At 69.4% G+C, this 25,032-nt stretch carries 21 protein-coding genes and 1 pseudogene; 9 read left to right on the top strand and 13 right to left on the bottom strand.

What is annotated here, in order from left to right:
* Window positions 1-22 precede the first annotated feature (22 nt).
* The 8 genes from Q9G87_RS11080 to Q9G87_RS11045 are packed head-to-tail and all read right to left on the bottom strand — an operon-like array spanning window position 23 to window position 9,033.
* Entirely contained in the window at window positions 23-1,150 is a 1,128-nt protein-coding gene (locus Q9G87_RS11080; protein WP_305916175.1) for a mandelate racemase/muconate lactonizing enzyme family protein, read from the bottom strand.
* Window positions 1,147-2,487 (bottom strand): BNR-4 repeat-containing protein, encoded by a 1,341-nt coding sequence (locus Q9G87_RS11075; protein ID WP_305916174.1) that lies wholly within the window; start codon window positions 2,485-2,487, stop codon window positions 1,147-1,149. The genes Q9G87_RS11080 and Q9G87_RS11075 overlap by 4 nt, the downstream gene beginning before the upstream one ends.
* Window position 2,488: 1 nt before the next feature.
* On the bottom strand, window positions 2,489-3,478 hold the full coding sequence (locus Q9G87_RS11070) for a D-2-hydroxyacid dehydrogenase (RefSeq protein ID WP_305916173.1): 990 nt from the start codon (window positions 3,476-3,478) through the stop codon (window positions 2,489-2,491).
* Window positions 3,475-4,461, bottom strand: a complete 987-nt coding sequence (locus Q9G87_RS11065; RefSeq protein WP_305916172.1) for a hydroxyacid dehydrogenase — start codon at window positions 4,459-4,461, stop codon at window positions 3,475-3,477. The genes Q9G87_RS11070 and Q9G87_RS11065 overlap by 4 nt, the downstream gene beginning before the upstream one ends.
* Entirely contained in the window at window positions 4,455-5,639 is a 1,185-nt protein-coding gene (locus tag Q9G87_RS11060; RefSeq protein WP_305916171.1) for an alpha-amylase family protein, read from the bottom strand. Before Q9G87_RS11060 ends, Q9G87_RS11065 begins: the two co-directional genes overlap by 7 nt.
* An 8-nt stretch (window positions 5,640-5,647) precedes the next feature.
* Window positions 5,648-6,502: a carbohydrate ABC transporter permease gene (locus tag Q9G87_RS11055; RefSeq protein ID WP_305916170.1), complete on the bottom strand. Its 855-nt coding sequence runs from the start codon at window positions 6,500-6,502 to the stop codon at window positions 5,648-5,650.
* On the bottom strand, window positions 6,502-7,506 hold the full coding sequence (locus Q9G87_RS11050) for a carbohydrate ABC transporter permease (RefSeq protein ID WP_305916169.1): 1,005 nt from the start codon (window positions 7,504-7,506) through the stop codon (window positions 6,502-6,504). Before Q9G87_RS11050 ends, Q9G87_RS11055 begins: the two co-directional genes overlap by 1 nt.
* 60 nt (window positions 7,507-7,566) lie before the next feature.
* Window positions 7,567-9,033, bottom strand: coding sequence for an ABC transporter substrate-binding protein (locus Q9G87_RS11045; protein ID WP_305916168.1), 1,467 nt, complete (start codon window positions 9,031-9,033; stop codon window positions 7,567-7,569).
* 305 nt (window positions 9,034-9,338) lie between these two features.
* Between Q9G87_RS11045 and Q9G87_RS11040 the strand changes: the two genes are divergently transcribed.
* The 3 genes from Q9G87_RS11040 (at window position 9,339) to Q9G87_RS11030 (ending at window position 13,065) form a co-directional block, all read left to right on the top strand.
* Complete coding sequence (locus Q9G87_RS11040; protein ID WP_305916167.1) at window positions 9,339-10,115, top strand: sugar phosphate isomerase/epimerase family protein; 777 nt, start codon at window positions 9,339-9,341, stop codon at window positions 10,113-10,115.
* A 29-nt stretch (window positions 10,116-10,144) separates the two neighbouring features.
* Window positions 10,145-11,170, top strand: coding sequence for a LacI family DNA-binding transcriptional regulator (locus tag Q9G87_RS11035; RefSeq protein ID WP_305916166.1), 1,026 nt, complete (start codon window positions 10,145-10,147; stop codon window positions 11,168-11,170).
* 80 nt (window positions 11,171-11,250) lie between these two features.
* Entirely contained in the window at window positions 11,251-13,065 is a 1,815-nt protein-coding gene (locus Q9G87_RS11030; RefSeq protein ID WP_305916165.1) for a DUF2264 domain-containing protein, read from the top strand.
* Window positions 13,066-13,144: 79 nt separating this feature from the next.
* Here Q9G87_RS11030 and Q9G87_RS11025 read toward each other — a convergent pair whose 3' ends face one another.
* Window positions 13,145-13,924, bottom strand: coding sequence for an IclR family transcriptional regulator (locus Q9G87_RS11025; RefSeq protein WP_305916164.1), 780 nt, complete (start codon window positions 13,922-13,924; stop codon window positions 13,145-13,147).
* Window positions 13,925-14,023: 99 nt separating this feature from the next.
* Here Q9G87_RS11025 and Q9G87_RS11020 point away from each other — a divergent pair, with 99 nt between their 5' ends.
* Entirely contained in the window at window positions 14,024-15,268 is a 1,245-nt protein-coding gene (locus Q9G87_RS11020) for an FAD-dependent monooxygenase (RefSeq protein WP_305916163.1), read from the top strand.
* Here the strand turns inward: Q9G87_RS11020 and Q9G87_RS11015 are convergent.
* From Q9G87_RS11015 to Q9G87_RS11005, 3 genes are read right to left on the bottom strand one after another with little or no spacing between them, the layout of a single operon-like run.
* Window positions 15,265-17,040 carry a DUF5605 domain-containing protein gene (locus Q9G87_RS11015; protein ID WP_305916162.1) on the bottom strand — a complete coding sequence of 592 codons (1,776 nt, stop codon included), beginning with the start codon at window positions 17,038-17,040 and terminating at the stop codon, window positions 15,265-15,267. The two genes, Q9G87_RS11020 and Q9G87_RS11015, sit on opposite strands and share 4 nt — an antisense overlap.
* On the bottom strand, window positions 17,037-17,675 hold the full coding sequence (locus Q9G87_RS11010; RefSeq protein WP_305916161.1) for a TetR/AcrR family transcriptional regulator: 639 nt from the start codon (window positions 17,673-17,675) through the stop codon (window positions 17,037-17,039). The genes Q9G87_RS11015 and Q9G87_RS11010 overlap by 4 nt, the downstream gene beginning before the upstream one ends.
* Window position 17,676: 1 nt before the next feature.
* The gene (locus Q9G87_RS11005; protein WP_305916160.1) at window positions 17,677-19,548 is read right to left on the bottom strand and encodes a glycoside hydrolase family 3 protein; all 1,872 of its coding nucleotides are present in this window, start codon (window positions 19,546-19,548) and stop codon (window positions 17,677-17,679) included.
* 238 nt (window positions 19,549-19,786) lie between these two features.
* Between Q9G87_RS11005 and Q9G87_RS10995 the strand changes: the two are divergent.
* Window positions 19,787-20,561, top strand: a pseudogene (locus Q9G87_RS10995) (ATP-binding cassette domain-containing protein).
* A gap of 60 nt (window positions 20,562-20,621) precedes the next feature.
* Here Q9G87_RS10995 and Q9G87_RS10990 read toward each other — a convergent pair.
* Window positions 20,622-21,062 carry a MarR family winged helix-turn-helix transcriptional regulator gene (locus Q9G87_RS10990; protein ID WP_305916158.1) on the bottom strand — a complete coding sequence of 147 codons (441 nt, stop codon included), beginning with the start codon at window positions 21,060-21,062 and terminating at the stop codon, window positions 20,622-20,624.
* A 98-nt stretch (window positions 21,063-21,160) separates the two neighbouring features.
* Here Q9G87_RS10990 and Q9G87_RS10985 point away from each other — a divergent pair, with 98 nt between their 5' ends.
* The 4 genes from Q9G87_RS10985 (at window position 21,161) to Q9G87_RS10970 (ending at window position 24,999) form a co-directional block, all read left to right on the top strand.
* Complete coding sequence (locus Q9G87_RS10985) at window positions 21,161-22,261, top strand: substrate-binding domain-containing protein (protein ID WP_305916157.1); 1,101 nt, start codon at window positions 21,161-21,163, stop codon at window positions 22,259-22,261.
* A 137-nt stretch (window positions 22,262-22,398) separates the two neighbouring features.
* Window positions 22,399-22,680 carry an FmdB family zinc ribbon protein gene (locus Q9G87_RS10980; protein WP_305916156.1) on the top strand — a complete coding sequence of 94 codons (282 nt, stop codon included), beginning with the start codon at window positions 22,399-22,401 and terminating at the stop codon, window positions 22,678-22,680.
* 27 nt (window positions 22,681-22,707) lie between these two features.
* Window positions 22,708-23,955, top strand: a complete 1,248-nt coding sequence (gene fmdA, locus Q9G87_RS10975) for a formamidase (protein WP_305916155.1) — start codon at window positions 22,708-22,710, stop codon at window positions 23,953-23,955.
* 12 nt (window positions 23,956-23,967) lie between these two features.
* A complete protein-coding gene (locus Q9G87_RS10970) occupies window positions 23,968-24,999 on the top strand; it encodes an alpha/beta fold hydrolase (protein WP_305916154.1) in 1,032 nt (343 codons plus the stop codon).
* The last annotated feature ends 33 nt before the right edge of the window (window positions 25,000-25,032 follow it).

Genomic DNA, 25,032 nt, shown 5'->3' with positions numbered 1-25,032 from the left:
ACGGCGCGTCCGACGGATACCGTCAAAGAGCGAGCGCGCGGACCGCTTGCTCGTCCACGCCGATCCCCAGACCCGGGCCGGTGGGCACGTGGGCGACGCCATCGGCGACGGTGATGACCGGATCCGTGGCGTAGGGACTGGTGATGAACTGCCGGCCGTTGAGGTCGACCGGCGTGTCCACGCCGAACGCGGCGAACAGGTGGAGCGAGGCGGCCAGCCCAACGTCGGACTCGGTGAGGCCGGAGCCCATGATCGCCAGGCCGGAGTCCTCGGCGAGCTGGCACTGGCGCAGCGCCAGGGTCAGCCCGCCGCAGCGCTGCACCTTGGCGACGGCGACGTCGATGGCGTCGAGCCGGACGAACGTCGCCAGGTCGCTCGGGTGGCGCAGGCTCTCGTCCACGGCCACCGGGACGGGGCTGGCGTCACGCAGGCGGCGCAGACCGGCGATGTCGTTGGACGGCAGCGGCTGCTCGAAGACGGCGACGTCCAGGTCGGCCAGGCGCCTGGCCACCCGGAGTGCGGCGGCGGCCGTGTAGCCCTGGTTGGCGTCCACCCACAGCACGGCGTCGGGGGCGACGGCGCGTACTGCGGCCACGATGGCCACGTCCTCGTCCTCGGCGTGCAGGCCGATCTTGACCTTGAGGTGGCGGTAGCCGTGCGCGCTACCCTCGGCCACCGAGTCGGCTGCTTCGGCCGCCGACTGGCCGGCCACGATCCAGGCCAGCTCGATGGTGTCGCGCCTGCGCCGGCCCCACAGCTCGCCGAGGGACACGCCCAGGCTGCGGGCGAAGGCGTCGTGGCAGGCCACGTCGACCGCCGCGCGCGCCAGCGGCATGCCGATCGAGAAGCCCTTGCTGATGGTGCGGTCGAAGGCGCGGCAGAGCCCGTCCAGATCCCACAGCGGGCGACCGACGGCCGCCGGGGCCAGGTAGCCGTCGATGGTGGAAACAATGGACTCGGTGGTCTCGTACGTCCAGGAGGGAATCGGGGTGGCCTCGCCCCACCCGGTGGTGCCGTCGTCGGCCGTGACCTTCACCAGGACTCTGACGGCCGGGCGGCCGCCCTGGACGACGGACCCGCCCGCGACGGCGAAGTCGCGCAGCGACGGCAGGGCCACGGTGAAGGTCTCGACGCGTGCTATCCGGTTCACGTCGTAGGCATCCCGAGGACGAACATGCCGCCTTCAGGGACCGTGACGCCGGCGGCCGAGCCGGTCAGTACGACGCGCGCGGGGTCGCGGAAGCCGGCGATGAGGCTGGCACGCTGGATCCTGGTGGGCGTGGGGACCCTGGCCTCGGACCGCCAGTGGGTGCCGTTCTCCAGGATGTAGGTGGAGACGGCCGAGGTCCCGTCGGCGGGGTTGGCGTAGACGCGGAACGCGGCCGGGGAGATCTGCTCCTTGTCGAACAGGGTCGCCTCCCTGGTCATCTCGGCGATGCGCCATTCGTGTCCCTGCCACGCGGCCGCGTGCACGACGGTGGTGTCGCCGTCCTGGAGCATGAACAGCAGCACGGGACGGTTGCCCGCCATCGACCCGACCAGATGGGTGTAGCCGACGTCTCGTGACAGCGGCTTCGCCCGCTTCAGCTCGGTCTCCAGGACGAGCGGGAGCCGGGAGGCGTCGCCGCAGTCCACGCGGGTGCCGAGGTCGTCGCCGGCGGCGTTGTAGAAGTGCCGGTCGCCCGGCTGGAAGGCCGCGTAGTACAGGTTGCGGTGGTAGTAGTCGTGCTCGTGGCGGCCGGGTCCGCCGCCGGCGAGCGTCCAGACGAAGTGGAACCGTTCCGGCACGTTCCCCTGCGCCGGGGTGACCTCGATCTCGCCGATGTAGATCTCGTTGCAGTTGTCGGACCGGTCGGTGGAGCCGATGGCGAACGGGATGCCCTCCAGGTCCTTGGAGTGGGTCCAGGTACGGCCGTCATCGGTGGACAGGAGGTAGTGGATGGGCCGGTAGTCGGTGGGGAAGGACGGGTCGTCGTTGCGTGGGGTGTCCCGGAAGAAGAGGTAGATGTCGCCGTTGCTCGCCTTGACGGGCATGGGGTACGACGAGCGCGGCGCGGCGTCGACGGTCCCGTCGGTCCAGTCACCCTCGACGGTGTGCGGCTGGGAGGTGGCCAGCCGCTGGACGCTGTTGTGCGAGCCGTAGAAGACCAGGAGCCGGCCGTCGTCGGCCTGGATCATCACCGGGTAGTGGTGCGAGTCGCCCTTGGGCGACTGCCCGACCTTGATCGGCTGGGTCCACCTGCCGGTGGCGTGGTCGTAGGCGGCGACGTACGGGTTGGTGTTCTCCCCCGTCCAGGAGATGAACGTCTTGCCCGCGACGGGGTCGTACAGGCCGCCGGCCATGGCGCGCCGATCGCTCTTGGCCGCCACACCGGTGGCGACGGTCTGAACGGCGAAGCCGGAACTCGCGAGCGCGGGCGAGTCGGGCAGGAGCGGAGCCAGGGCGACTAACGTGCCGCCGAGCAGGAAGTTCCGTCTTTTGATCATGTCAGTACCATTCAGACTTGTCGACCAGATTGATCAGTTCCCGCCCGGCCACGAAACGCCGGGCGTTCTCCAGCAGGACGGCGAAGCGCCGCTCGCCGGCATGCGGCCCCACGCCGGCCACGTGCGGGGTGATGAGCACGTCGGGACGCCGCCAGAGGGGATGATCGGCCGGGAGCGGTTCGGTCTCGAAGACGTCCAGGGCCGCGCCGGCCAGGTGCCCCGCTTCCAGGGCGGCGGCGAGGTCGTCGAGCCGGACGGTGGCCCCGCGGCCGACGTTGACGATGTACGCCCCGGGCTTGGCGAGGGCAAGCCTCCGCGCGTTCAGCAGTCCCTCCGTGGCGGGGGTGTGCGGGACCGTAAGGATGACCAGATCGGCCTCGGGGAGCAGCCGGTCGAGGGCGTCGGCCGGCAGCACCTCGGCGAAGCCCGGCACGGGGCCGCCGCGCCGGGCGTCCACGCCCACGACCCTGGTGCCGAACGCCGCCAGCAGCCTGCCGACCTCGGCCCCGACCGCGCCCACCCCCACCACCAAGGCCGCGGCCTCGCCCAAGGAGAGCACGGTGGCGGGGTCCCAGTGGGGTGCCCAGCGCGCGTGGGCCTGGTCTCGGGCGTACTTGGGCAGGCCCCTGGCCAACGCGAGCACGAGCGCCAGCGCGTGCGCGGCCACGTGGTCGGTGTAGGTGTCGCGCATGTTGGTGACCTGCACGGGGTGCGCGACCAGGGCCGGATGGTAGAACCCCGGAGGCGGCCCGGCCTGTGGGGCCTGCAGCCAGCACAACCGCCCGGCGTGCGCCAGCAGGTCCGCGGGCAGCGTGCCGTAGGCGGCGTCGGCCTCCGCCAGCGCGTGTGCCGCCTCCTCGCGGGTCTCCGGCCGAAGCACGACGAGGTCCGGCACCGCCTGCTCCAGCCGGGCCTGCCAGCCCTCGGTGACCGGATCGTGCGGCGGCAGCAGGACCAGGGTGGGTAGGCCTCGGCGGCCACTGGTGCTCATGCCCTCCTCGCCAGCCCGGACTCGATGATCTCGTACAGCAGCGGCTCCCCCGCGACGTAACGGGCGAGTTCCTCGGCCATCGCCTCCCCGTGGCGGCGCCGCTCGTGGCCCAGGCTGCCTGCCACGTGCGGGGTGACGACGATGTTGGGCATCGTGAACAGCGGCGAGCCCGCGACGGCCGGTTCCGGGTCGGTGACGTCGAGCACGGCGAACAGGTCGGTCCGCCGGCCCAGGACGTCCACGAGCGCGGCCTCGTCGACGAGGCCGCCGCGCGCGGTGTTGATCAGGGTGGCGTCGGGCTTCATCGACTCCAGCTGCCTGGAGCCGACGATGCCGCGCGTCTCAGGGATGAGCGGCGCGTGCAGGCTGACCACGTCGGAGGTGGCGAACAGCTCCTCCAGGCCGACGAGGCGCACCCCGAGCCGCTCCGCCTCCTCCGGGTCGGCGTACGGGTCGCAGGCCTGCACGACGAGGTCGTGGTGGGCGAGCAGCCGCGCCGTGGCCCGGCCCGTGGCGCCGAGCGAGACCAGCCCGACCACCGCGTCATAGGCGCCGGTCTCGGGCCCGCGCACGGCGGGGGCGGCGGTGGCGCGCGCGGTCAGCACGTAGCGCCAGCCGTGCTTGAGTGCGTACAGGATCTGCGAGAGCGCGAACTCGGCGACCGGGGTGGCGTTGGCGGTGGCCGCCGAGGTGACCCGCACTCCCCTGGCCCACATCTCGGGGGTGACCAGCGGGCGGATGGAGCCCGCGCCGTACAGCACCAGCGAGAGCTTGGGCGCGGCGGCGAGCAGCTCGGCGTCCAGCCTGGGCGCCCCCCATCCGGTCACCAGTACCTGGAGGTCGGCGAGCACGTCGGGGGTGAGCCGGTCGGCGGTGAGCGGGGGCGAGGCGATGGTCAGGTGCCGCTCGATCGCGGCCCGGGCCTGCGGGCCGTAGACGTCGTCGAAGCGGTTCGGATCCATCACGTACAGGCCATTCAGCATTGCCTCTCCTTCAAGCGAGCCGCCGCCCGCATGCTGGCCAGGCGGGCAGGCGAGCCCAGCCCGGCGTGGTAGTAACGCAGGTGCCGCGCGCCCCTGGCGACGAGGTCGGCGGCGAGAGCCGGAATCCGGGCGTGGCCGTCCTCCAGCACGGTGAGGTTGGCGACGAGCGGGACTTCGGTACGGCTCGCCGCGGCCTTCACCTGGGCCAGTGCCGCGTCCTCCGGGCCCCAGCACTTGAGCACGTACGCGTCGACCGGCGCGTCGAAGGAGGCCAGGTCGATGCCCACGTCGGGGCCGGTGACCTGCGGGTCGTCGGTGGCCATGAGCAGCAGCTCGCGGTCGCCGGCCAGTGCTGCCACACCGTGGACCAGGCCGGCGATGACCTGGCCGCGGTGACCGTACAGGGCCTGAGCGCGCTCGCGGCCGAGCGCGTCGTCCAGGCTGGTCCCGGCCGGGACGCCCTGCTGGAGCTCTCCGTCCACGGCGGCGCGCACGTCGCGCGCCAGCTCATCGACGTCCAGGCCGCCCCCGGCCAGCGCGGCCCGGCAGGCCGGGCAGAGACAGAGGGACAGCAGCGCCCTACCGCAGGCGGACAGGTGCGCGCCGGAGGTCTTCTCGTGGTGGCCGGCGTGCTCGGCGCCCAGCCAGCCGCAGGCCTCCAGCATCAGCGCGGGCACGTCGTACTGCTCGCACACCTCGCTCACGAGGGTCAGCGCGTAGTCGTGGACGGCGGGCTGAGCGGGGCAGAGCGCGTAGGGGTAGGGCTCGCCGTAGGCGTTGCGCACCGTCAGGTCGGGCGCTTCGCGGCCCAGCACCGAGGAGTGCGTGAGCACCAGCCAAGCCTCGGCCCGCAGCCCGGTCCCGGCCAGCGCGGTCAGCGCCGCGCCGAACCTGTCCTCGTCGGGCACCCCCCAGCTCGGCGGGTACGGCCGGAGCCGCCCACGCCAGCGCTCTGGGCGCAGCCGGAAGTAGGCCGCCGCGTGGTCGGCCTGCACGATGCGGTGGCGCGGATGCCACGGGGTGGTGGCCCGGACCGAGTGGTAGGCGGCCTGCAAGGTCACCGTGCTCACGCCGAGGCCGGCGATGCGCTCGGCCGCCGCGGGGTCGCCCACGATGTCCCAGGTGTAGGCGAACGCGCCGTGCCTCACCGTCGAGGGATCACCGGCGGTGATCTTCAAGCGGATTGTCACCCCTTCGTGGCGCCGGCCAGGCCGCGCGTGAAGTAGTTCTGGAAGAAGAGGAAGATCATCAGCATCGGCAGGAACGAGATCGTCATTCCCGCGGCGAACCCGGTCCAGTCGGTGGCGTACTCACCCTGGAAGGACATCATCCCGACGGCGAGATTCTGCAGGTCGGGCTGGCCGAGCGTGAACACCAGCGGGATGTTGAACTCGTTCCAGCTGCTGATGAACTGGAAGATGACCACCACCGCGATGACCGGTTTGGCCAGCGGGAGGATGAGGCCGAACGTCTTGAGGAAGCCGGCCCCGTCGAGCTTGGCCGCCTCGAACAGGTCGGCCGGGACGCTGGAGAAGAACCCCACGAACAGCAGGACGTAGAGGGCGCCGGCGCCGCCGGACATGGCCAGGATGACCCCGGCCCGCGTGTTCAGCAGGCCGAGGTTCTCGATCAGCACGAACTGCGGGACGATGATCGAGGCGACCGGGATGAACAGGGTCCCCACGATCATCCGGTAGAGCAGGGTGCGCCCTGGGAACTCGTACCTGGCCAGCACATAGCCGCACAGGGCCGCCTTGACCAGCTCGATGAAGGTCGAGACGACCGAGTAGAGCACCGTATTGAAGAAGTATCCGGAGAAACCGGCGTTGACCCAGGCCCGTACGAAGTTGTCGAAGTTGAGCTGGTCCGGCACGAGGCTCGCGCCGCTGGTGAACATCCCGGCCTGGGTCTTGAACGCGGCCGAGATCGTCCACAGGAAGGGATAGGCCCACACGAGCCCGATGACCAGCAGGATCGGCAGGGCGATGAGGTTGCCCCGCACGGTGTGGCTGCGCCGGGCGGCCTGAGTGATCGTCGTCATCAGACGCCGTACTCCTTCCTGAGCCGCTGCGCCCGGCGAACCGCGAGGCCCTGGGCGGAGACCAGGACGAAGGCGATGACGGAGAACAGCAGCGCCGCGGCCGAGGCGTAACCGTAGGCGAACGGAACCCTGCCGAAGGCGTTCTGGTAGATGAAGTAGGACACCACGTAGGTGCTGGTGCCGGGCCCGCCCGCAGTGAGCGTGACGACCAGCCCGAAGACGTGCATGGCGTTCACCAGGCCGAGCAGGGTGATGATCACGGCGACCGGCCTGATGATCGGCAGCGTGATGCGGGTGAGTTTCTTCCACTCGCTCGCGCCGTCGATGGCGGCCGCCTCGTAGAGCTCCTCCGGCACGTTCTGCAGCGCCGCCATCCAGTAGATCATGTACTGGCCGAAGATCTGCCAGATCGAGACGAGCACGAGCACGAGCAACGCGCTCCACCGGTTGGCGAACACGTCGAACCCCTGATCGACCAGGCCGAAGTCACGCAGGATCGCGTTCAGCGCGCCGTTGGACGGGTTGAGCAGGTAGGTGAAGACCAGGCCTGCCATGGCGACGGGGATGATGAGCGGCGCGAAGAACACGGTCCGGAAGAACGGCTTGCCGCGCAGCCACTTGCGGGTGAGCAGGATCGCCGCCACCAGCGAGATCGGGAGCTTGATGGCGGTCGTCAGCAGGGCGAAGACCAGCGTGTTGACCACTGAGACCCAGAACAGCGGATCGGCCAGGATCGTGCTGTAGTTGCGGGTCCCGACGAAAGGCTCGATCGGGCCGATGCCCGACCAGTCGAAGAAGGAGTAGTAGATCGTCGCGATCAGCGGCCAGATGGTGAAGCCGAGGTAGAGCAGGAGGAAGGGGGCCAGGAAGACGAGCAGCCAGACCCTGTCGAGGCCGCGGACGCGCTCGCGGGAGTGATCGACGCGTTCGGGCACACGCTCGGCGGGCGACCGGTCGCTCTCCGTCACCCTCTCCCTGCCGGGGGCAGGGGCGATGGTTGTCATAGATGTCCTCACGAAGGGAAGGGCACGCCGCCGGCGCGTGGCCGACGGCGCCGTCCGGTCTTAGCTCTTGTACATGTCCGAGGTGTAGTCCTTCGTGGTGTCCCAGTCGGGGAAGGTGTAGCAGTCCATCGACACCTTCAGGCCGCTGGCCGCCTCCTGTTTGAGCCCTTCCTCCAAGGCGGTCTGCCGCTGCTTGACGACAGCGGCGCCCACGGACGCCAGAGGCTGGCCGCTGACCAGCGCCTCGTTCATGGCCTCCCACTCCGCGTCGGGGGTCTTCGTCAGCGCGTTGACGTACGCCTTGGATTTGGCGATGTCGGGGCACTTGAGCAGCGGCTCGGGGAGCTGGACCCGGTAGCCCGGCTTCGAGCCGATCTCCATGATCTGCTTGAGCACCGGATGGGTGACCATCTTCTGGTTGTCGACGTAGGACAGCGTGCCGAAGGCGTTCTTGTAGTACTGCTGGACGAAGTAGCCGTTCGGGTCGGTCATCCATTGGATGAACGTCCAGGCGGCGTCGGGATGCTTGGTCTGCGAGCTGACCCAGTACTTGTTGCCGTCGTACGTGCGGCCGCCCGCGCCGGCCTGCCCCTCGTCCGGGTCGACGCGCGGCGCCACCACGTAGTTGTCGCTGCTGAAGCCCTGGCTGTCCCACACGCTCAGCATCCAGGTGCCGTCGAAGTAGATGCCGGCCTGCCCGGCGGCGAACTGCTGGCGGGAGAAGTTCTTGTCGTTGGTGCCCGGCGCCAGGTACCCGGCCTTCTTGAGCTCCTGGATGAAGGCGAAGGTCTTCAGCTGCCCGGGCTCGGTCAGGTTGAACTTGCCCGTCTTGTAGTCGAAGAAGTCGGTCGACGAGGTCGAGACGCTGCTGAGCAGCCCGTACCAGATCCGCTGCATGTCCTCGCCCTTGGTGGGCGCGGCGATGCACTCCGCCTTGGTCTTGGCCTTGATCTGCGCGCAGGCGTTCTTGAGGTCGGTCCAGGTCTTGGGCGGGTTGTTGACGTCCAGCCCGGCCTGATGGAAGACCTGCTTGTTGAGGAACATGTAGCCGGAGCCCCAGTAGAGGTTCTCCGTGAACGGGAAGCCGTACGTCTTCCCGTCCTGCATGTTGATGCCTTCCAGGAAGGATCCGTCCGGCCAGCGCTTGGTGAAGTCGGCGGGGACGGTCCCGCTCGGGCTGAGCGGGCGGATCCACTTCTGGTCCAGCAGTTCCGACAGCCCGGCGGCGTTCCAGTAGAACATGTCCGGCGCCTGGTTGCTCTGGAAGGCCAGAGGCAGGGTCTTCATGTAGTCGGCCTGGGTGATCGAGCGCCACTCGATCGTGATGTTGGGATGTTCCTTGGTGAACTGCGCGCCAACATCCTTGTGGAATTGCACCTGTTCGGCGGAGAAGTCCCAGATCTTCAGCGTGGTCTGCGTACCACCGCCGCCGCTACTGCTGTTGGTCGATGTGCCGCACGCCGCCACGAGTAGTGACGCGATGGCTGCGGTGATGATCGCGGCGGTGCCACGCCGATGAGGATTCATGGAGCCCTCCCTAAGAGGCGGAGGCCAGAGGGGTGCTCGGACAGACGGGAAAGCGCTTGCCCGAGGTTTGTCGAGAGTAACCCGGCTCATAACCCGATTCAAGACTTGTGAGAAAGCGGTTTCAGATCGATGCTCGGTCGGCGAAGACCTGCCCGTCGACGGCTGTTACAGCTCGCCGCCGCCCAGAACAAGCGGTTATACAGGCATTTTTCGGCGGATCGCGGCGGTAGGGTCGCGACGGGTTGCGGCAATCGGCAGCCTTGAAACGAAGCTCTACAAGCGCTTTCTGACCACGGGGAGTACGTGTGCGCCTGCTTGCCTTCACCAAGCCCTTCGGTCCCATCGATGCCGCCCGGCTGGCCGAGGCCCTGGCCTCGGTGGGCGCCGACGGGGCGGACCTCGTCGTGCGTGAGGGGCAGACGGTCAGCCCCGCCGAGCCCGGCGGTATCGCCGTCGTCGCCGCGGAGCTCGAGCGCCGCGGGCTCACCCTCGACGTCGTCACCACCGACCTGCTCGACGCCGATGCGGACGCCGAACGGATCATCGCAGCCTGCGGCGAGACCGGTGTCCCCCTCGTGCGGGCGGGCTTCTACCGCTACGACCCCGCCGCCGGATACCACCGCCGGTTGGCGGAGTCCAGGGCCGCGCTGGCCCGCCTGGCCGGCCTCGCCGCCCGGCACGGTGTACAGCTGGCGCTCCAGCTGCATCACGGTACGATCCATCCATCCGCCTCGCTCGCCCTCGCGCTCGCAGGCGACCTGGACGACGTGCGCTTCTATGCCGACCCCGGCAACCAGGCCAAGGAGGGCAGCGAGGCATGGGCACTCAATGTCGATCTGCTGGGCGATCGGATGGCCTGCATGGGAGTGAAGAACGCCGTCTGGCGATCCACCGCGGACGGCTGGGTGTGCGAGTGGCAACCGTTTGCAGACGGAGGCGTCGTCCGCTGGCCGGAGATCATCTCTGGGCTGCGCGCACGTGGCTACACCGGAGCGCTGTCACTGCACGTCCACTATCCGGCGGCCGACCCGGCGGCGGCCGTACGGCGGGATCTGGATCATCTGCGCGGGCTGCTCGGCTGACGGGCGCTTCACGGGGGTAGGAGGAGCAGGTGCGTAATCTGCGGCAGGGCCGCTCGACCCGGGTGACGATCAGCGACGTCGGGGCGGCGGCGGAGGTGTCGGTCTCGACGGTCTCCCGCGTGCTCAATGGCACGGCCAAGGTCGACCCCTTGCTGGCGGCGCGCGTCCACGACGCGGTCAGGCAGCTGGGCTACCGGCCCAACGCCGCGGCGCAGGGGCTCGCCCGCGGAGAGTGGGGCACCATCGGCGTGCTGGTGCCCGACCTGGCCAACCCCTACTTTCCCGAGGTGCTCAAGGCCGTCTCGGACGTCGCCCGCTCCCACGGGCGCCGCGTCATGGTCATGGAGTCGGACGAGGACCCCGCGATCGAGCACGACCTGGTCGAGGACCTGATGCGCAGCTGCGACGGGGTGCTGCTCTGCTCCCCCCGCATGGAGCGCTCCGACCTGGTCGGCCTGACCGCCCGGGACCATCCGCTCGTCCTGCTCGACCGGATAGTCTCCGGCCTGGCCGCGCCCGCCGTCTCCGCCGACTTCTTCGGCGGGATGATGCTGATCTGCGGCCACCTGGCGCAGCTGGGCCACCGCCGGGTCGCCTACCTGAGCGGGCCCGAGGTGTCCTGGGCCAACTCCGAGCGGATCAGGGCGCTGGAGGCGGCCAAGGCGTTCGGCCTCTCCGTCACGATCCTGCCGTGCGGGTCCACCAGCCACTCCGGGTACGAGGCCGCCGCCGAGGTGCCCGGCACCGGCGCCACCGCGCTCACCACCTACAACGACCTGGTGGCCCTGGGGGCGGTGACCCGGATGCGCGAGCTCGGGGTGCGGGTTCCCGAGGATCTGTCGGTGGTCGGGTTCGACGACATCGAGCTGGACCACGTGGCGCACACGAGCCTGACCACGGTGTCGGTGCCCCGGGGACAGCTCGGCAAGCAGGCGGCCGAGATGCTGGAGATGCTCATGACCGAGGGGCACGACGGGGAGCCGGTGTACCTGTCGATGGAGCTGCACGTCCGCGACAGCACCGCACCCCCGGTGACCAGGGAACTGGCCGGGTAGCCGTACGGCAGGCCGTTGACAAGTGAGGGCGGCGGCGGGAACTCTTTCTCTGAAAGCGCTTTCCAAGGGAGAGAGAGTCTGTGGACACCGACGACCGCGCAGGACGGACTGGCAGCGACCGAGATGACCTGGGCCGTCAGGTCCTAGACCTGGTGGAGCCGCTGATCTCCCGGTTCAGCCCGGGTAGGGGGCGACTGCGGCTGGGGTTCAACACGGCGCATTACGACCAGGCGGCCTCCGAGCTGGAAGCGTTTGCACGCCCGCTGTGGGGGCTGGCGCCGCTGGCGGCCGGCGGCGGGACGTTCGATCACTGGGAGCTCTGGCGCGCCGGCCTCGCCGCCGGGACCGACCCCGATCACCCTGACTACTGGGGCGCGGTCTTCGACCGGAACCAGCGGCTGGTCGAGACCGCGGCCATCGGCCTGACGCTCGCCCTGGCCCCCGAGCAGATCTGGGACCCGCTGACCGGCCGGCAGCGCGACACGGTGGCCGCCTGGCTGCGGCACGCGGTCACCGTGGAGCCGAACAACAACAACTGGATGTTCTTCCCGGTCATGGTGGGGCTCGGGCTCCGCCGCGTCGGAGTCTCCTACGACCACGACGCCAACAGGGCCAGGCTCGACCGGCTGGAGCAGTTCGATCTCGGACGGGGGTGGTACTCCGACGGGCCCACGTGGCAGCGCGACTACTACATCCCCTTCGCCATGCACTACTACGGCCTCATCTACGCGGCGCTCGGCGACGACCCGGACAGGGCCGGGCGCTTCCGCGAGCGGGCCGCGACGTTCGCCCAGGACTTCCAGCACTGGTTCACCAGCGAGGGCGTCGCCGTCCCGTTCGGCAGGAGCCTGACCTACCGCTTCGCGCAGTCGGCGTTCTGGGGGGCGCTGGCCTTCGCCGGTGTCGAGGCGCTGCCGTGGGAGGTGACCAAGGGGCACCTGCTGCGGAACCTGCGCTGGTGGGGCCGCCGGCCGATCCGCGACACCGCCGGGCTGCTCACCATCGGCTACGGCTATCCTCAGCCGCACCTGGCCGAGCAGTACAACGCGCCCGGCTCGCCGTACTGGGCCATGAAGGCGTTCCTGCCGCTCGCCCTGCCCGCGGAGCATCCGTTCTGGGCCGCGAAGGAGGCCGACGCTCCCCCGCTGCCCGAGGTCAGCACCCAGCCGGAGGCAGGCGTGGCGCTGATGCGCTGCGAGGAGGGACGGCACGTGGTGATGCTGAGCGCCGGGCAGCGCAACCCCTGGGCGCGGCACGGCGCGGCCAAGTACGCCAAGTTCGCCTATTCCACGCGTTTCGGCTTCAGCGTGCCCGCCGGGACCCTGAAGCTCGAGCAGGGCGCCTTCGACAGCACGCTGGCGCTCAGCGAGGACGGCGAGCACTGGCGGCCGTGCGAGCTGCCCGACGACGCCTCCGCCTCCGACGGCGTGCTGCACGCGCGCTGGACGCCCTGGGACGACGTGGAGATCGAGACCTGGCTGGTGGCGCTGCCCCCGTGGCACGTGCGGGTGCACCGGATCAGAACCGGGCGGGCGCTGCGCACCGCCGAGGGCGCCTTCGCGGTCGACCGGGACCGGCCGCCCACCCGAGTCGACATCGGTCCCGGCCGGGCCCGGCTCGACTCGCCGAACGGCCTGTGCGCGATCGAGGACCTGTCCGGCCGGCGGGAGGGAGCCCTCGTCACGGCCCTGCCCGGCACCAACGTGTTCGCCCCGCGCACCACGATCCCCACGCTGAAGGGCGACCTGCCGCCCGGCGAGCACCTACTGGCCTGCGCGGTCATCGGCCTGGAGGGCGCGGGCCCGGCTTCGGCGGGACCAGATGCCGCAGGCGGGGGCGGGTGGCCAGAGCCTCCCGCGTGGGATTCCATCGAGCGTCTGCGTGTGGTCACCTGAGCAGGAGCGCCCCCTCGCCATGGTGCTGAACGGTCCGCTCACCGGACATCCGACGGTGGAGTGGTGAGGAAGGGAGAGCTCAGCCTTCGCGGATCCGGATGCCGGGACGCCAGCCGAGCTGCCGCGAGATCCCCAGGCCACTGGCCAGGACCGACGGCAGTGCGGCCTGGTGCTTGACCGAGCCCGCGCGGAGCACCACCGACAACGCCGCGACGACCCGCCCCTGGCCGTCGACGATGCGCGTGGCCACCGAGTCGGCCCCCTCGGTGAGCTCGCCACGCACGGCGGCGGCTCCGGTCCGGCGGCACGCCGCGATCTCGTGGCGCAGCTCCGCCGGGTCGACCACCGTCCGCGGGGTGTAGCGGCGAAGCCCGCCGTTCAGGACGCTCTCGATCAGCTCCGGTCCGCCATGGCTCAGGAGCACCTTCCCGACGCCGGAGCAATGCAGCGGCAGCCGCCCGCCGACGTGCGAGACCAGGTCCAGAGCGTGCGGTGCGGAGAGCCGCTGGATGATCAGTGCCTCGTGTCCTTCGAGGACGGCCAGTTGCACATGCTGGTGAAGCGTGCTGTGGAGGTCCTCCATGAACGGCTGGGCCAGCGTCCGCAACGACTCGGTCAGCGGTGCCAGCGTCCCGAGCTGCCACAACCGCAGGCCGACCGTGAACCGCCCGTCCTCGCGGCGCTCGAGAGCGCCCGCCGCGAGCAGTTCCATGGCCAGGCGACGCACGGTCGGGTGCGGAATGCCGGTCATGCGCACCAGATCGGCCAGGCTCAGGTCGGGGTGGTCAGGCTGGAAGGCGAAGAGGATCTCCAGCAGGCGCGAGCTCACCGTCCGCCCCGGCTCACGCGTTCGAGGCATGCCGTGCGCGACCCCCTCGGCTCATCGGGTAGCGGCACCCTAACAGGCATGTTCATTGGATGAACACGCCGGTCCGCTGGAGCGGCGCAGTGGGGCACCATGACGCCATCGGCGTGCCGGGCAGGCGCGGTCTCCACGGCGGAAGCGGAGTGCGAGCGGATGGTCGACGCAGGGGTCAAGAACCTACGGATCGCGATCCTGGGAGGTGGGATCGGCGGACTCGCGGCCGGCGCCTTTCTTCGTCGTGAAGGGATCTCCGCCACCATCTACGAACAGGCGTCGCAGCTGAAGGAGGTGGGTGCGGGCCTGGTGGTGGCGCCGAACGCGGCCCGATTGCTCCGCCGGCTCGGTGTCCTCGACGACTTCCTGCACCGTGCCGTACGACTCGAGATCGGCTGGGAGTTCCGCCGCTGGCAGGACGGCACGGTGCTGTCCGCCGAAGACCTCGCCGCGGCCTGTGAGCAGCTGTATGGCGAGCACACCTACACCGCGCATCGTGCCGACCTCCTGCATGTCCTGAGATCAGCCGTCCCCGACAGCGGCATTCGCCTCGGCAAGCGGTGCGTCGATCTCACCACCCGCGGCGATGGCCGGCCGGTGTTGCGCTTCGCCGACGGCGAGATCGTCGAGCCGGACGTCGTGATCGGAGCGGACGGGATCCACTCCGTCGTGCGCAGCACGATCGCCGAATCCTCGCCGGCCGCCTACTCCGGAATCTGTGCCTTCCGCGCCCTCGTGCCGTCCGAGCGTGCCCCGGCCTTCTCCCGGCGCAACGCTCAGACACTCTGGATCGGGCCCGACCATCATCTGGTGCACTACCCCGTCTCGGCTGGACGGTTCGTGAACCTCGTCGCGTTCGCTCCCGCCGGGGACGACGCCGTCGAGTCCTGGACCGCGACCGCGACGGTGGAGGAGTTCCTGGCCGAGTTCGAAGGCTGGGATCCGCGGCTCACCGAGCTCATCCAGGCGGGTGGGACGCCCGGACGGTGGGCCCTGCTGGACCGGGCACCTCTGCGGCGGTGGAGCAAGGGCGCGGTGACCCTTCTCGGCGACGCGGCCCACCCGATGTTCCCGTTCTTCGGGCAGGGGGCGGCCCAGGCCATCGAGGACGCCGCCGTGCTCGCCCGCTGCCTCGCCGGCGACCCGGGCGATCCCTCCCAGGCTCTGCGGCGGTACGAGACGCTGCGGATCCCCCGGACCCGCAGGTTGCAGGAAGTGAGCCACGCGCGGGCGCTCATCAACCACCTGCCCGACGGGCCGGAACAACAGGCCCGCGACAAGTCCTTCGCCGACGCGGACCCCTTGGTGGCGAACGGCTGGATCTACGCCTACGACCTCGACTAAGCGCTGGAAGGGTCCGCCGCGACGAGCCGGATCGCCATGTATTGGCGCGCCGGCAGGAGGACCCGGAAGCTGCCCGAGTAGGTGCCGGGCAGCGTTTCGACCGTCATGTTCCACGTGTCGATCACGTCCACCGTCCAGACCGTGCCGGGCTCCATCGTGATATCGCGGTAGGACGGCCGGTTGAAGCCGAAGTAGGCGATCAGATAGCGCGATGCCACGCCGCCCCAGGGGGTGTCCCAGTCACTCGGCAGCGGGTCGAGCACACCGGTCGGCGATTCTTCGATGATCTGCTTGAGGAAGGCGATCCGATCCGGGCTCGAGCCGACGAGTTCGCCGCCTTTCGACCACCACAGCTCTTCGCGATCGTTCAGGTAGGTCTCCCCGTGTCCGACGTAGCCGCCGCGTACCGCGCCTTCCCAGAACCGCCGGGTCATCTCCTCACCGGTGATGTTGCCCCATCCTTGGTCGATGTCGCCTTCGTAGGCGCACTCATCGATGACGACGGGTTTGCCCCACTGCTCACGCCACTGGTCGGTGTTCTCGGCGGTGCGGTAGACGTCGATGCGCTGCACACTCGCGTGGGTGATCCACGGCCGGCCGTAATCGTAGAAGCCGAAGCAGTTGTGGATCGAGAACAGGTGCCCGACCGGGTCCTCCTCGACGACGATCGCGGCCAGCCGCTCCCAGTCGTCGACGGTCTTCGAGAACAGCAGGTCGTATTCGTTCGCGAGCGACCACCAGACATTCGGACATGCGGACAATCTCCGGACCACGTAGCGGAGGTAGCGGTCGTCCGCGGCGGTGCCCATGTCGGAGAAGCCCCAGCGATCGTAGGCGTGAAACAGAATGACATCGGCTTCGACGCCGATCGCCGCAAGGTCCGCGATCCGGCGCTCGAAAGCGCGGAAGTAGGCGGGGTTGAAGCGCGTGAAGTCCCACCCGCCGTCGCCGTCCGGCTCGAACGGATAGAGCGGAGGCTCGTTGGCGTTGAAGAGATACGACTTCGGGAAGATCCCCATCCGGATCTTGGTGAAGGGCGAGCCGGCAAGCGTGCGCAAGGTTTGTTCCTGCAGCGCTTCGCTCTGGTGCGTCCAGGCGTACGCGGTCGTGCCGAGCGGCAGATGAGGCGTGCCGTCCGCGTGCGCGAAGTGATACCGGTCGGCCACCCGGACCGGCCCTCGGCCCGTACCGGCCACCGCGGTGAGCTCCACGGTGATGCCGTCGAGCGAGGGCGTGGTCGCCTCCGTCGTGACGACCCAGCGTCCGGCCTGGTCGGGCAGCAGCCGGACGCGCCAGATCCCGTCGCCGTCGTAGAAGCCGCCGAGCCGGCGTGCCGACCCGTCGGGGGCGGTCACGCGTGCGTGCACCTCGACGTCGACGAACGGATTGCCGTGGCTCGGTCCGGCGAGTGCAAGCTCCCAGGTCGCCCACACCTCACCCGCGGCGGGTGCGGAGATCACTTCGGCCGAACCGCGAGGCGTGCCGGCCGGCTCGTAGCAGGGATCCAGCGCGATGGCCGGCGGATCGGAGCGTACGCGTGGGTCACCGGCATCGAGTGCGGCAAGCTCGCGCCACAGGTCGTCGAGCTGTGCGGAGGTGAGCCGGGCGTACGGGCCGGCGGCCGTAATATCGCCGAGGGAGCGCCGGCGCAACTGTATGAGCAGTGGTGAGTTCACGACCCCGGGCAACGCACGCCGGATGATGCCGCGGGCCTCGGCGTGGTCGAGGAGGTCGGCGAGCAGAGTGCGCGGCCCGAATCCCCGGCCGTTCATGCCGTGCCTCCCTCGCCGAGCAGCGACCACAGGTAGTCGAGATGCGCTGCCATGTCGATCGAGCGGTCGTACTGCCACTGCTGCTGGAGACCGTCCGCGACCGCGATCAGGATGCGGGACAGCATCTCGGCGTCGAGCCCCTGCCGCAGTTCGCCTGCGTCCACGGCGTGCCCGATGTCGGCGCGCACGTTTCCGGTGACCCGGCGGAAACGCTCACTGAAGAAGTCGTGTGCGGGGTGCTCGGGGTCGACTCCTTCCTGGACCAGCGCCGAGTACAGCTCCACGAGGCCGGGCACCTCGCTGTTGTGCCGGACGATGCGGGTGATGCGCGGTTCGGCGGCGCCGCTGTTCGTGAAGGCGGCGACGTCGCGTTCGTCGCGACGACGGAGCACCTCGGTCAGGAGGTTCTCCTTCGAGCCGAAGTGGTAGAGCAGGCCTGCCTTGGTCAGGTTCGCCGCGTCGGCGATCTGCTGCACGCTCGTGTTGCCATAGCCGTTTACGGCGATCAATTCCAGCGCGGCGTCGAGAATCTCCCGGCGCTTCGCCCGCCCCTTTTCATAAGGGCCGGGGCTCTCATAGGGACGGGGGCGCGGCGGTGTGGGCGCTTCCCTGTCGGGCACCAGTGTTCCCTTCATCTCAGGTCCGTGTGATCCCGGCGGTGCTGCTGGCAGCGTATCCGGCGCGGAACAATGCGTCGGCGGTGTCCCCGGGTACGTCGGGGAGGCTCGTCTCGACGGCGGCCATCGAACGTGGCAGGTCGAACGGCAGCCGTCCCTGCGGCTTGGCCACGCCGAGGACGACGTCGAGCACCGCACGATCGGAGGCGCCGAACTCGGCCAGCAAGCTGAGTCCGGCGTCGAGGAACGGGGTGAGGATCGCGGGCCGGTCCAGCCCCACCACAAGAGCCGTCGGCGCCGCCGCCGCAAGATCGAGGATCCGGGCGATGTCGGCTTCGGCGAACTCGAGCCTGCCGGCGTGAAAGCCGCCTTCCAGCATGTACGTGTCACGGGCTTCCCACGGCGCCGCGACCCGGACCACGATCAGGTCGGCGTCGCGCGGGTCGTGGACAACGGCGGCAGCCCCTGCCACAGCCGTCGGGTCGAGACCGTCGAGGTAGAGCCGCGCAGGCTGCACCGGCAACGCGTCGAGCGGGGTGAGCGCCACCATGGCGTGAGCCTGGGCGGCCAGCCCCTCGGCGACGAACTGCGGCGCGCCGACGACGGCGGCGGCCTCGTCCTCGCAGACGAACGGATTGTCGAACAGCCCGAGATCGAACTTCACCGCGAGCAGCCGGCGCGCGGACTCGTCGATCCGCGACTCGGGAATGTCGCCGCTTTCGACGAGGTCGATGAGGAGGTCGACGCACTCCTCGCCGCCGATCTGGTCGCACCCCGCCTCCACGATGCGACGTACGCGCTCGCGCGGCGTGAGCTCTTCGGCGCCCCAGGCCCGTGCGGGCAGGATGCGGCTTCCGTCGGGCGACAGCGCGTCGGTGACGAGTCCCCAGTCACTGCACACCACGCCGTCGTAGCCGAGACGCTCGCGCAGGAGGCCGGTGATGATCTGACGGTTGAAGCCGAAGCCGATCTCCTCGATCGGCTCGCCTTCCCACTCGAGGCCCATCGGTATCCCGTAGTACGGCATGAGGCCGGCGGTGCCGGCGGCGATCGCCGCGCGGAAGGGCGCGAGGTGCTCGTCGAAGCGCCCGCCGGGGTATATCTGCTCGCGCCCGTAAGGGAAGTGAGGGTCCTCGCCGTCGCGCTGCGGCCCGCCGCCGGGGAAGTGCTTGGTGATGCAGGCGACGCTGCCCGGACCGAGGCTCGCGCCCTGAAAACCCTCCAGGTACGCGACGACGAGACGGCCGGCGAGCTCGCCGTCCTGGCCGAAGGTCGTGTACTGGCGTGCCCAGCGCGGCTCGGTCGCGAGGTCGACCGAGGGATGCAACGCCGCCCGGAGGCCGAGAGCGAGGTACTCGCGTCGTGCGACGTCGCCGAATCGGCGGACGAGATCGGCGTCGCCGATGGCGGCGAAGCCGATCTGGTCGGGCCAGGCGGAGAAGTCGGTCGCCGCGAAGGAAGCGGCCGCGTTGTGCCCGAAACCGTGTCGCGGGTCGGTCGAAAGCGTGACCGGGATGCCGTGCGGGCTCCGCGCGGCGAGTTCCTGCACCGCGTTCTGCCAGCGCGCCATTTCCCGCGGTCCGGGCATCTCGGTGACGTTGAGGTGCGTGATGAGCCTGCCGCCGACGAGGTCGGCGGCGCCCACGCGGCCCGGTCGAATCGGCGCGTTCGAGACCCGGCCGTCTGCGGTCGCGACCACCTGGGTGTGGAACATGAGGCCGGCCTTCTCGGCGAGCGAAAGACGAGTCACGAGGTCGGCGACCCGCTCGGCAGTGGACAGTCGCGGGTCCTCGTAGGGCTCCATCGTGCCGTTGTCGTTCAGGTCTCTGAAGCGGGCGCCGTCCCGTGCAGTCAGCGTGTCAGCGGCGGCTGCCGGCGAGGCAGGTGGCATGTGCGACTCCAGCTTATTGATCAAGCAAAGGCCCGGCATATCCGGCATCATTGACATACTTACCACTGGTCAGCATGTTTCCCCTAACTGTTGTTCACACGCCACTGTGACAACGCAGGGAGGCATCGCATGACCGCCCCCACGACGAGCTTCGACGACTACACGCGGTCGGTGCTCGGCTCGATGCTCGACGGGCGGCCGTCCCGGCTCGCCCGCGCGAAGGCTACGGGAGACTCTCGTGTCTGAATCACTGCTCGAGGTTCGAGACCTCGTTGTCGAGTATCCGTCGAAGGGCTTCCGCTCGAAACCGTTCCGTGCCCTTCACGGGGTCTCGATCGACGTGAAGGCCGGCGAGACCGTCGGTCTGGTCAGCGAGTCGGGCTCGGGCAAGACCACACTCGGCCGCGCCATTCTCGGCCTCGCCCCGGTGACCGGCGGCTCGATTCGGTTCGAGGGCCGGGAGATCGGGCATGACGGTCGGCGACATCCTCACCGAGCCACTCTGGGTCACCGGCGTCAGGCGTCACGCCGCCAAGGCGCAGGTACGCGAACTCCTCGACCAGGTTCGGCTGCCGAAGGATGCCGTGGACCGCTATGCGCGGGAGTGCAGCGGCGGCCAGCGCCAGCGAGTCGCGATCGCCCGTGCACTCGCGCTGCGGCCGAAGCTCGTCGTCTGTGACGAGCCTGTGTCGGCACTTGATCTCTCGACCCAGGCGACCGTGCTCGATCTGTTGATCGAGCGGCAGGAGTCGCTTGATGTGGCCTATTTGTTCGTGTCGCACGACCTGGGCGTCGTGCGCTACATCAGCCATCGGGTGGCGGTGATGTATCGAGGGGAGCTCGTCGAGGACGGGGACGGGGACGTCGTGACATCGAGCCCCGAGCATCCGTACACCCAGCGTCTCCTGCTCGCGGCGCCCATCCCGGATCCGCATCGGCAGGAGGTCAATCGAGCCAACCGCCACCGCCTGCTCGCGCAGCAGGTCGAGCAGGACGTACAGGCGAGGCTTTAGGGGCAAGATCGAGCCGTGCCGGTGCGAGATGACGGCGATCGCACGCGGCGCGCCTCCGGGTCATTGCCCCAGACGGCCGGACACGCGGACCAGCAGGGCCCGCAGCAGGGCGATCTCCTCGCCGCCGATGGCGTCGACGATGTCCTTGTATTGGCGCTCCACCGTGGCGGTCCACTTCTCGAGTGCCTGGCGCCCGCGCTCCGTCGCGAACACCAGCACGCGCCGACGGTCCGCCTCATCCACCCGGCGATGCACGAGGGTCAACGACACCATGCGGTCGACGACCTTGGTGAGGCTCGGCGGCGAGAGCACCGCGAATTCGGCGACCTCGGTCATGGGGTGACCGTTGCCGTCGCCCAGCAGTGACAGCACGCGCCACTCCTCGATCGTGGCGTTGTCCGCTTTCAGCGCCGCACCGAGCTTCTGTACGACACTCCGTTCGACGAGCGTGAGGAGCCGCGCGAAGTCGAGGTCGCGATGTACGGTCGCTGCAGTCGTCAACTTCCCTGCCAAGAGATCGTGGTGGCCGTCCCTCCTACGGTACCATTCCTTATCGCTGTGAAATATTTCGGTAACAAGTAATAGATAACGTTACCGACATGATCGAGAAGTCGCGCCTGTGGCCCGGCTCTCCCGCAGGGCCCAAGCGCCATGACACGCTGGATGTCGCCCTCGTGATACCGCTCCAGGGCCCGGCCGGGATCTTCGGGCCGTCCTGCGAGTGTTGTGCGCAGTTGGCGGCCGAAGAGGTCAATGCCGAGTCGGGAGTGCTGGGCAAGGAGCTGCGGCTGGTGCTCGTCGACGGTGGGGCGCCGCCCGGGCAGGTGGCGAACGAGATCGACGCGCTGATCTGCGCAGGCATGGTCGACGCCGTGGCCGGTTGGCACATCTCCGCGGTACGCGAGGTCGTCGCTCCGCGCATCGGCGGACGGGTGCCGTACGTCTACACCGCGCTCTACGAGGGCGGCGAGCGGTCTCCTGGGGTGTTCCTCACCGGGGAGACGCCGAATCGCCAGCTGCGGCCGACGCTGGAATGGTTCGCGAGCGAGCTGGGAATCCGGCGATGGACGATCGTGGGCGACGATTACGTCTGGCCGCGATCGTCGGCCCGCGCGGCCCGGCACTATCTGGCCGAACTGGGCGGCGTCGTGTGTGACGAGATCTATGTGCCGCTGGGCACCGAGGACTTCGGGGAGACGCTGAGCCGGGTCGCGATCAGCGGGTGCGAAGCGGTCCTCATGCTCTTGATCGGCAATGACGCCGTCAACTTCAACCGCGCGTTCAGCAGTGCGGGGCTGGATCGAGACCACGTCCGGTTCAGCTCGCTGATCGAGGAGAACGTCCTCCTCGCCACCGGGCCGGAGAACACGCGGGGCCTGATGACCTCGGCGGGATACTTCGAAGACCTGCCGACCGCGTCTGGGCTGGACTTCGCCGCCGCTTACGGGCGCAGGTTCGGCTTGCAGGCGCCGGTGCTCAACAGCCTGGGCGAGTCCTGCTACGAAGGCGTGCGCATGCTCACCGAGCTGCTGCGCAGGGCGGGTGTGCTGGACGTGGAGCGGATCCAGGCGATGGCCGAGGGGCTGGAGTACGAGAGTCCGCGCGGCACCGTCCAGGTGCGAAACCGCCATCTGAATCAGCGTGTGTTCCTCGCGGCCGCCGACGGCCTGCAGTGGGACGTCCTCCAGCAGCTCTCCTAGAGAGAGTCTGACCTCACCCCCGGGCGTAGCGCCACCTGAACGCGCGGCGCGCAGCCTTTACCTGCATGTAACATCGTCCGCCTTCCCGATTTACTTTCTCCCAAAATACTTCAATCGCGAAGTTTTTGAGGAGTGTCATGACTACGTACCAGTACCGGTGTGCGGGATGCGGCCCCTTCGACGTGGTACGCCCGATCGGGGAGGCCCGGCCGGAGGAACCGTGTGAGGCGTGCGGTCACCAGTCACGTCGCGTCTTCACCTCCCCGATGGTGGTCCGCACACCAGCCGCGCTGGCCCGGGCGTTGCACGCCCAGGAGGCAAGCGCGTACGAGCCCTGCGTCGTCGACGAGGTCCCCGCATCCCGGCGGACATCCGCACGGACGACGGACCCCCGACACGCCCTTCTGCCGAAGCCCTGATCGGCGAAACCCGTTTGGAGGCAGCACATGCCGGAAGTCATCTTCAGCGTCGACCAGACCCTGTCCATGCGCGATCAGAAGGTCCCGGGCCACAACCGCTGGCACCCGGACATCCCGCCGGCCGCCACCGTGTCGCCGGGAACGGAATTCCGTCTCGAGTGCCGGGACTGGACCGACAACCAGATCGGCAACAACGACTCGGCCAATGACGTCCGCGACGTCGATCTGTCGCACGCCCACATGCTGAGCGGCCCGATCGCGGTGGAAGGAGCGGAGCCGGGAGACCTGCTCATCGTGGACATTCTGGACCTGGGTCCGATCCCGCAACCGACGGGCGACGGGTCGGGCTCGGGCTGGGGATACACCGGTGTCTTCGCCCGCGACAACGGCGGCGGGTTCCTCACCGACCAATTCCCGGACTCGTACAAGGCCATCTGGGATTTCCACGGACAGATGGCCACCTCGCGGCACATCCCCGGTGTCCGGTATACCGGGATCACCCATCCCGGCCTCATGGGCACCGCTCCGTCCGCCGAGTTGCTGGCCCGCTGGAACGCCCGGGAACAGGCCCTCATCGACACCGATCCGTACCGGGTGCCGGCGCTGGCGCTGCCACCGCTGGCGGACAACGCGCTGGCGGGGCAGCTCACCGGTGAGAACGCGGCCAGGATCGCCCGCGAGGGCGCCCGCACGGTGCCGGCCCGGGAGAACGGCGGCAACCACGACATCAAGAACTTCACCCGGGGCTCCCGGGTCTTCTACCCCGTGCACGTCCCCGGCGGTCTGCTGTCCGCCGGGGACCTGCACTTCAGCCAGGGCGACGGGGAGATCACCTTCTGCGGCGCCATCGAGATGGGCGGGTTCCTGGACCTCCACGTCGACCTCATCAAGGGCGGCATGGAGAAGTACGGAGTGACCACGAACCCGATCTTCATGCCCGGCAACGTCGAGCCCCGCTACAGCGAGTTCCTCTCGTTCGTCGGCATCTCCGTGGACCACACCACCGACACCAACCACTACCTCGACGCCACCATGGCATATCGCAACGCCTGCCTGAACGCCATCGAATACCTCAAGTCCTTCGGTTACAGCGGCGAGCAGGCTTACCTGCTGCTCGGCTCGGCGCCGATCGAGGGCCGGCTCAGCGGCGTGGTGGACATCCCCAACGCATGCAGCACGCTCTACCTGCCAACGGCGATCTTCGACTTCGACATCCGCCCGACGGCCGACGGTCCGCGTACGGCCGATCGCGGCCGATGCGCGGTGACCTCCTGAAAGGGTCCTCCCATGAACGACTACCAGACCTTCGACCTGGGTGACTTCACCACCCAGCACGGCGCCACCCTCCGCGGCGCGTTCCTGGCCTACACGACGTACGGCGAGCTCAACGCGGACAAGAGCAACGTCATCGTCTACCCCACCTGGTACTCCGGGCGGCACTGGGACAACGAGTGGCTCATCGGGCGGGGCATGGCGCTCGACCCGGAGCAGTACTTCATCATCGTCCCGAACATGCTCGGCAACGGCCTGTCCAGCTCGCCGAGCAACACCCCCACCCCCTACGACCGGGCTCGTTTCCCGCACATCACGGTCTACGACCAGATCGTGGCGCAGCACAAGCTGGTGACCGAAGTGTTCGGCATCGAGCGCATAGCGCTGGTGACGGGCTGGTCCATGGGCGCGGGGCAGACCTACCAGTGGGCGGTGAGCCACCCGGAGATGGTCGAGCGGATCGCCCCGTTCTGCGGCTCGGCGCGTACGAGCGCCCACAACTTCGTCTTCCTGGAAGGCGTCAAGTCCGCCCTGACGGCCGACTCCGTCTTCGCCGGCGGCTGGTACGGCGAGCAATGGCCGGTCACCGGGCTGCGCGCCCTGGCCCGGGTGTACGCCGGGTGGGGCTTCTCCCAGGCCTTCTACTGGGAGAAGTCCTGGGAGGAGCTCGGCTACACCTCCCTGGAGGATTTCCTCGTCGGCTTCTGGGAGGGGTTCTTCCTGGACGGCAGGGATCCGAACAACCTGCTGGTCATGCTCTGGACCTGGCAGAACGGAGACGTCGGCCGCACCCCCGGCTTCGACGGCGACACCGAGGCCGCCCTCGCCTCCATCAAGGCGACCTCCATCGTGATGCCAGCGGAAAAGGACCTCTACTTCCCGCCGGAGGACGAGGAATGGGCGGTCAGCCACATGACCAACGCCGAACTCCGCGTGATACCAGGCATCTGGGGCCACTTCGCCGGGCACGGCAGCAATCCGAAGGACACCGCGTTCATCGACGCGGCTCTGCGTGAACTTCTGGCCAAGCCCGGCGGCCTGGGCTGAGGCACCTGTCTCCCGCACTCGGCAAGACCTCCG

Origin of the sequence: Nonomuraea turcica (genome assembly GCF_030718205.1) — a bacterium.
Lineage (GTDB): Bacteria > Actinomycetota > Actinomycetes > Streptosporangiales > Streptosporangiaceae > Nonomuraea.
Note: the sequence above shows the minus strand (reverse complement) of the source record. Positions and strands in the feature narration are given on the sequence as shown.

Bases quoted from the DNA above. Each gene is read 5' to 3' on its own strand.
- Q9G87_RS11075 (WP_305916174.1), bottom strand. From the start codon at position 2,487: ATGATCAAAAGACGGAACTTCCTGCTCGGCGGCACGTTAGTCGCCCTG.
- Q9G87_RS11070 (WP_305916173.1), bottom strand. From the start codon at position 3,478: ATGAGCACCAGTGGCCGCCGAGGCCTACCCACCCTGGTCCTGCTGCCG.
- Q9G87_RS11065 (WP_305916172.1), bottom strand. From the start codon at position 4,461: ATGCTGAATGGCCTGTACGTGATGGATCCGAACCGCTTCGACGACGTC.
- Q9G87_RS11055 (WP_305916170.1), bottom strand. From the start codon at position 6,502: ATGACGACGATCACTCAGGCCGCCCGGCGCAGCCACACCGTGCGGGGC.
- Q9G87_RS11050 (WP_305916169.1), bottom strand. From the start codon at position 7,506: ATGACAACCATCGCCCCTGCCCCCGGCAGGGAGAGGGTGACGGAGAGC.
- Q9G87_RS11045 (WP_305916168.1), bottom strand. From the start codon at position 9,033: ATGAATCCTCATCGGCGTGGCACCGCCGCGATCATCACCGCAGCCATC.
- Q9G87_RS11025 (WP_305916164.1), bottom strand. From the start codon at position 13,924: ATGCCTCGAACGCGTGAGCCGGGGCGGACGGTGAGCTCGCGCCTGCTG.
- Q9G87_RS11020 (WP_305916163.1), top strand. From the start codon at position 14,024: ATGACGCCATCGGCGTGCCGGGCAGGCGCGGTCTCCACGGCGGAAGCG.
- Q9G87_RS11015 (WP_305916162.1), bottom strand. From the start codon at position 17,040: ATGAACGGCCGGGGATTCGGGCCGCGCACTCTGCTCGCCGACCTCCTC.
- Q9G87_RS11010 (WP_305916161.1), bottom strand. From the start codon at position 17,675: ATGAAGGGAACACTGGTGCCCGACAGGGAAGCGCCCACACCGCCGCGC.
- Q9G87_RS11005 (WP_305916160.1), bottom strand. From the start codon at position 19,548: ATGCCACCTGCCTCGCCGGCAGCCGCCGCTGACACGCTGACTGCACGG.
- Q9G87_RS10985 (WP_305916157.1), top strand. From the start codon at position 21,161: ATGATCGAGAAGTCGCGCCTGTGGCCCGGCTCTCCCGCAGGGCCCAAG.
- Q9G87_RS10980 (WP_305916156.1), top strand. From the start codon at position 22,399: ATGACTACGTACCAGTACCGGTGTGCGGGATGCGGCCCCTTCGACGTG.
- fmdA (WP_305916155.1), top strand. From the start codon at position 22,708: ATGCCGGAAGTCATCTTCAGCGTCGACCAGACCCTGTCCATGCGCGAT.
- Q9G87_RS10970 (WP_305916154.1), top strand. From the start codon at position 23,968: ATGAACGACTACCAGACCTTCGACCTGGGTGACTTCACCACCCAGCAC.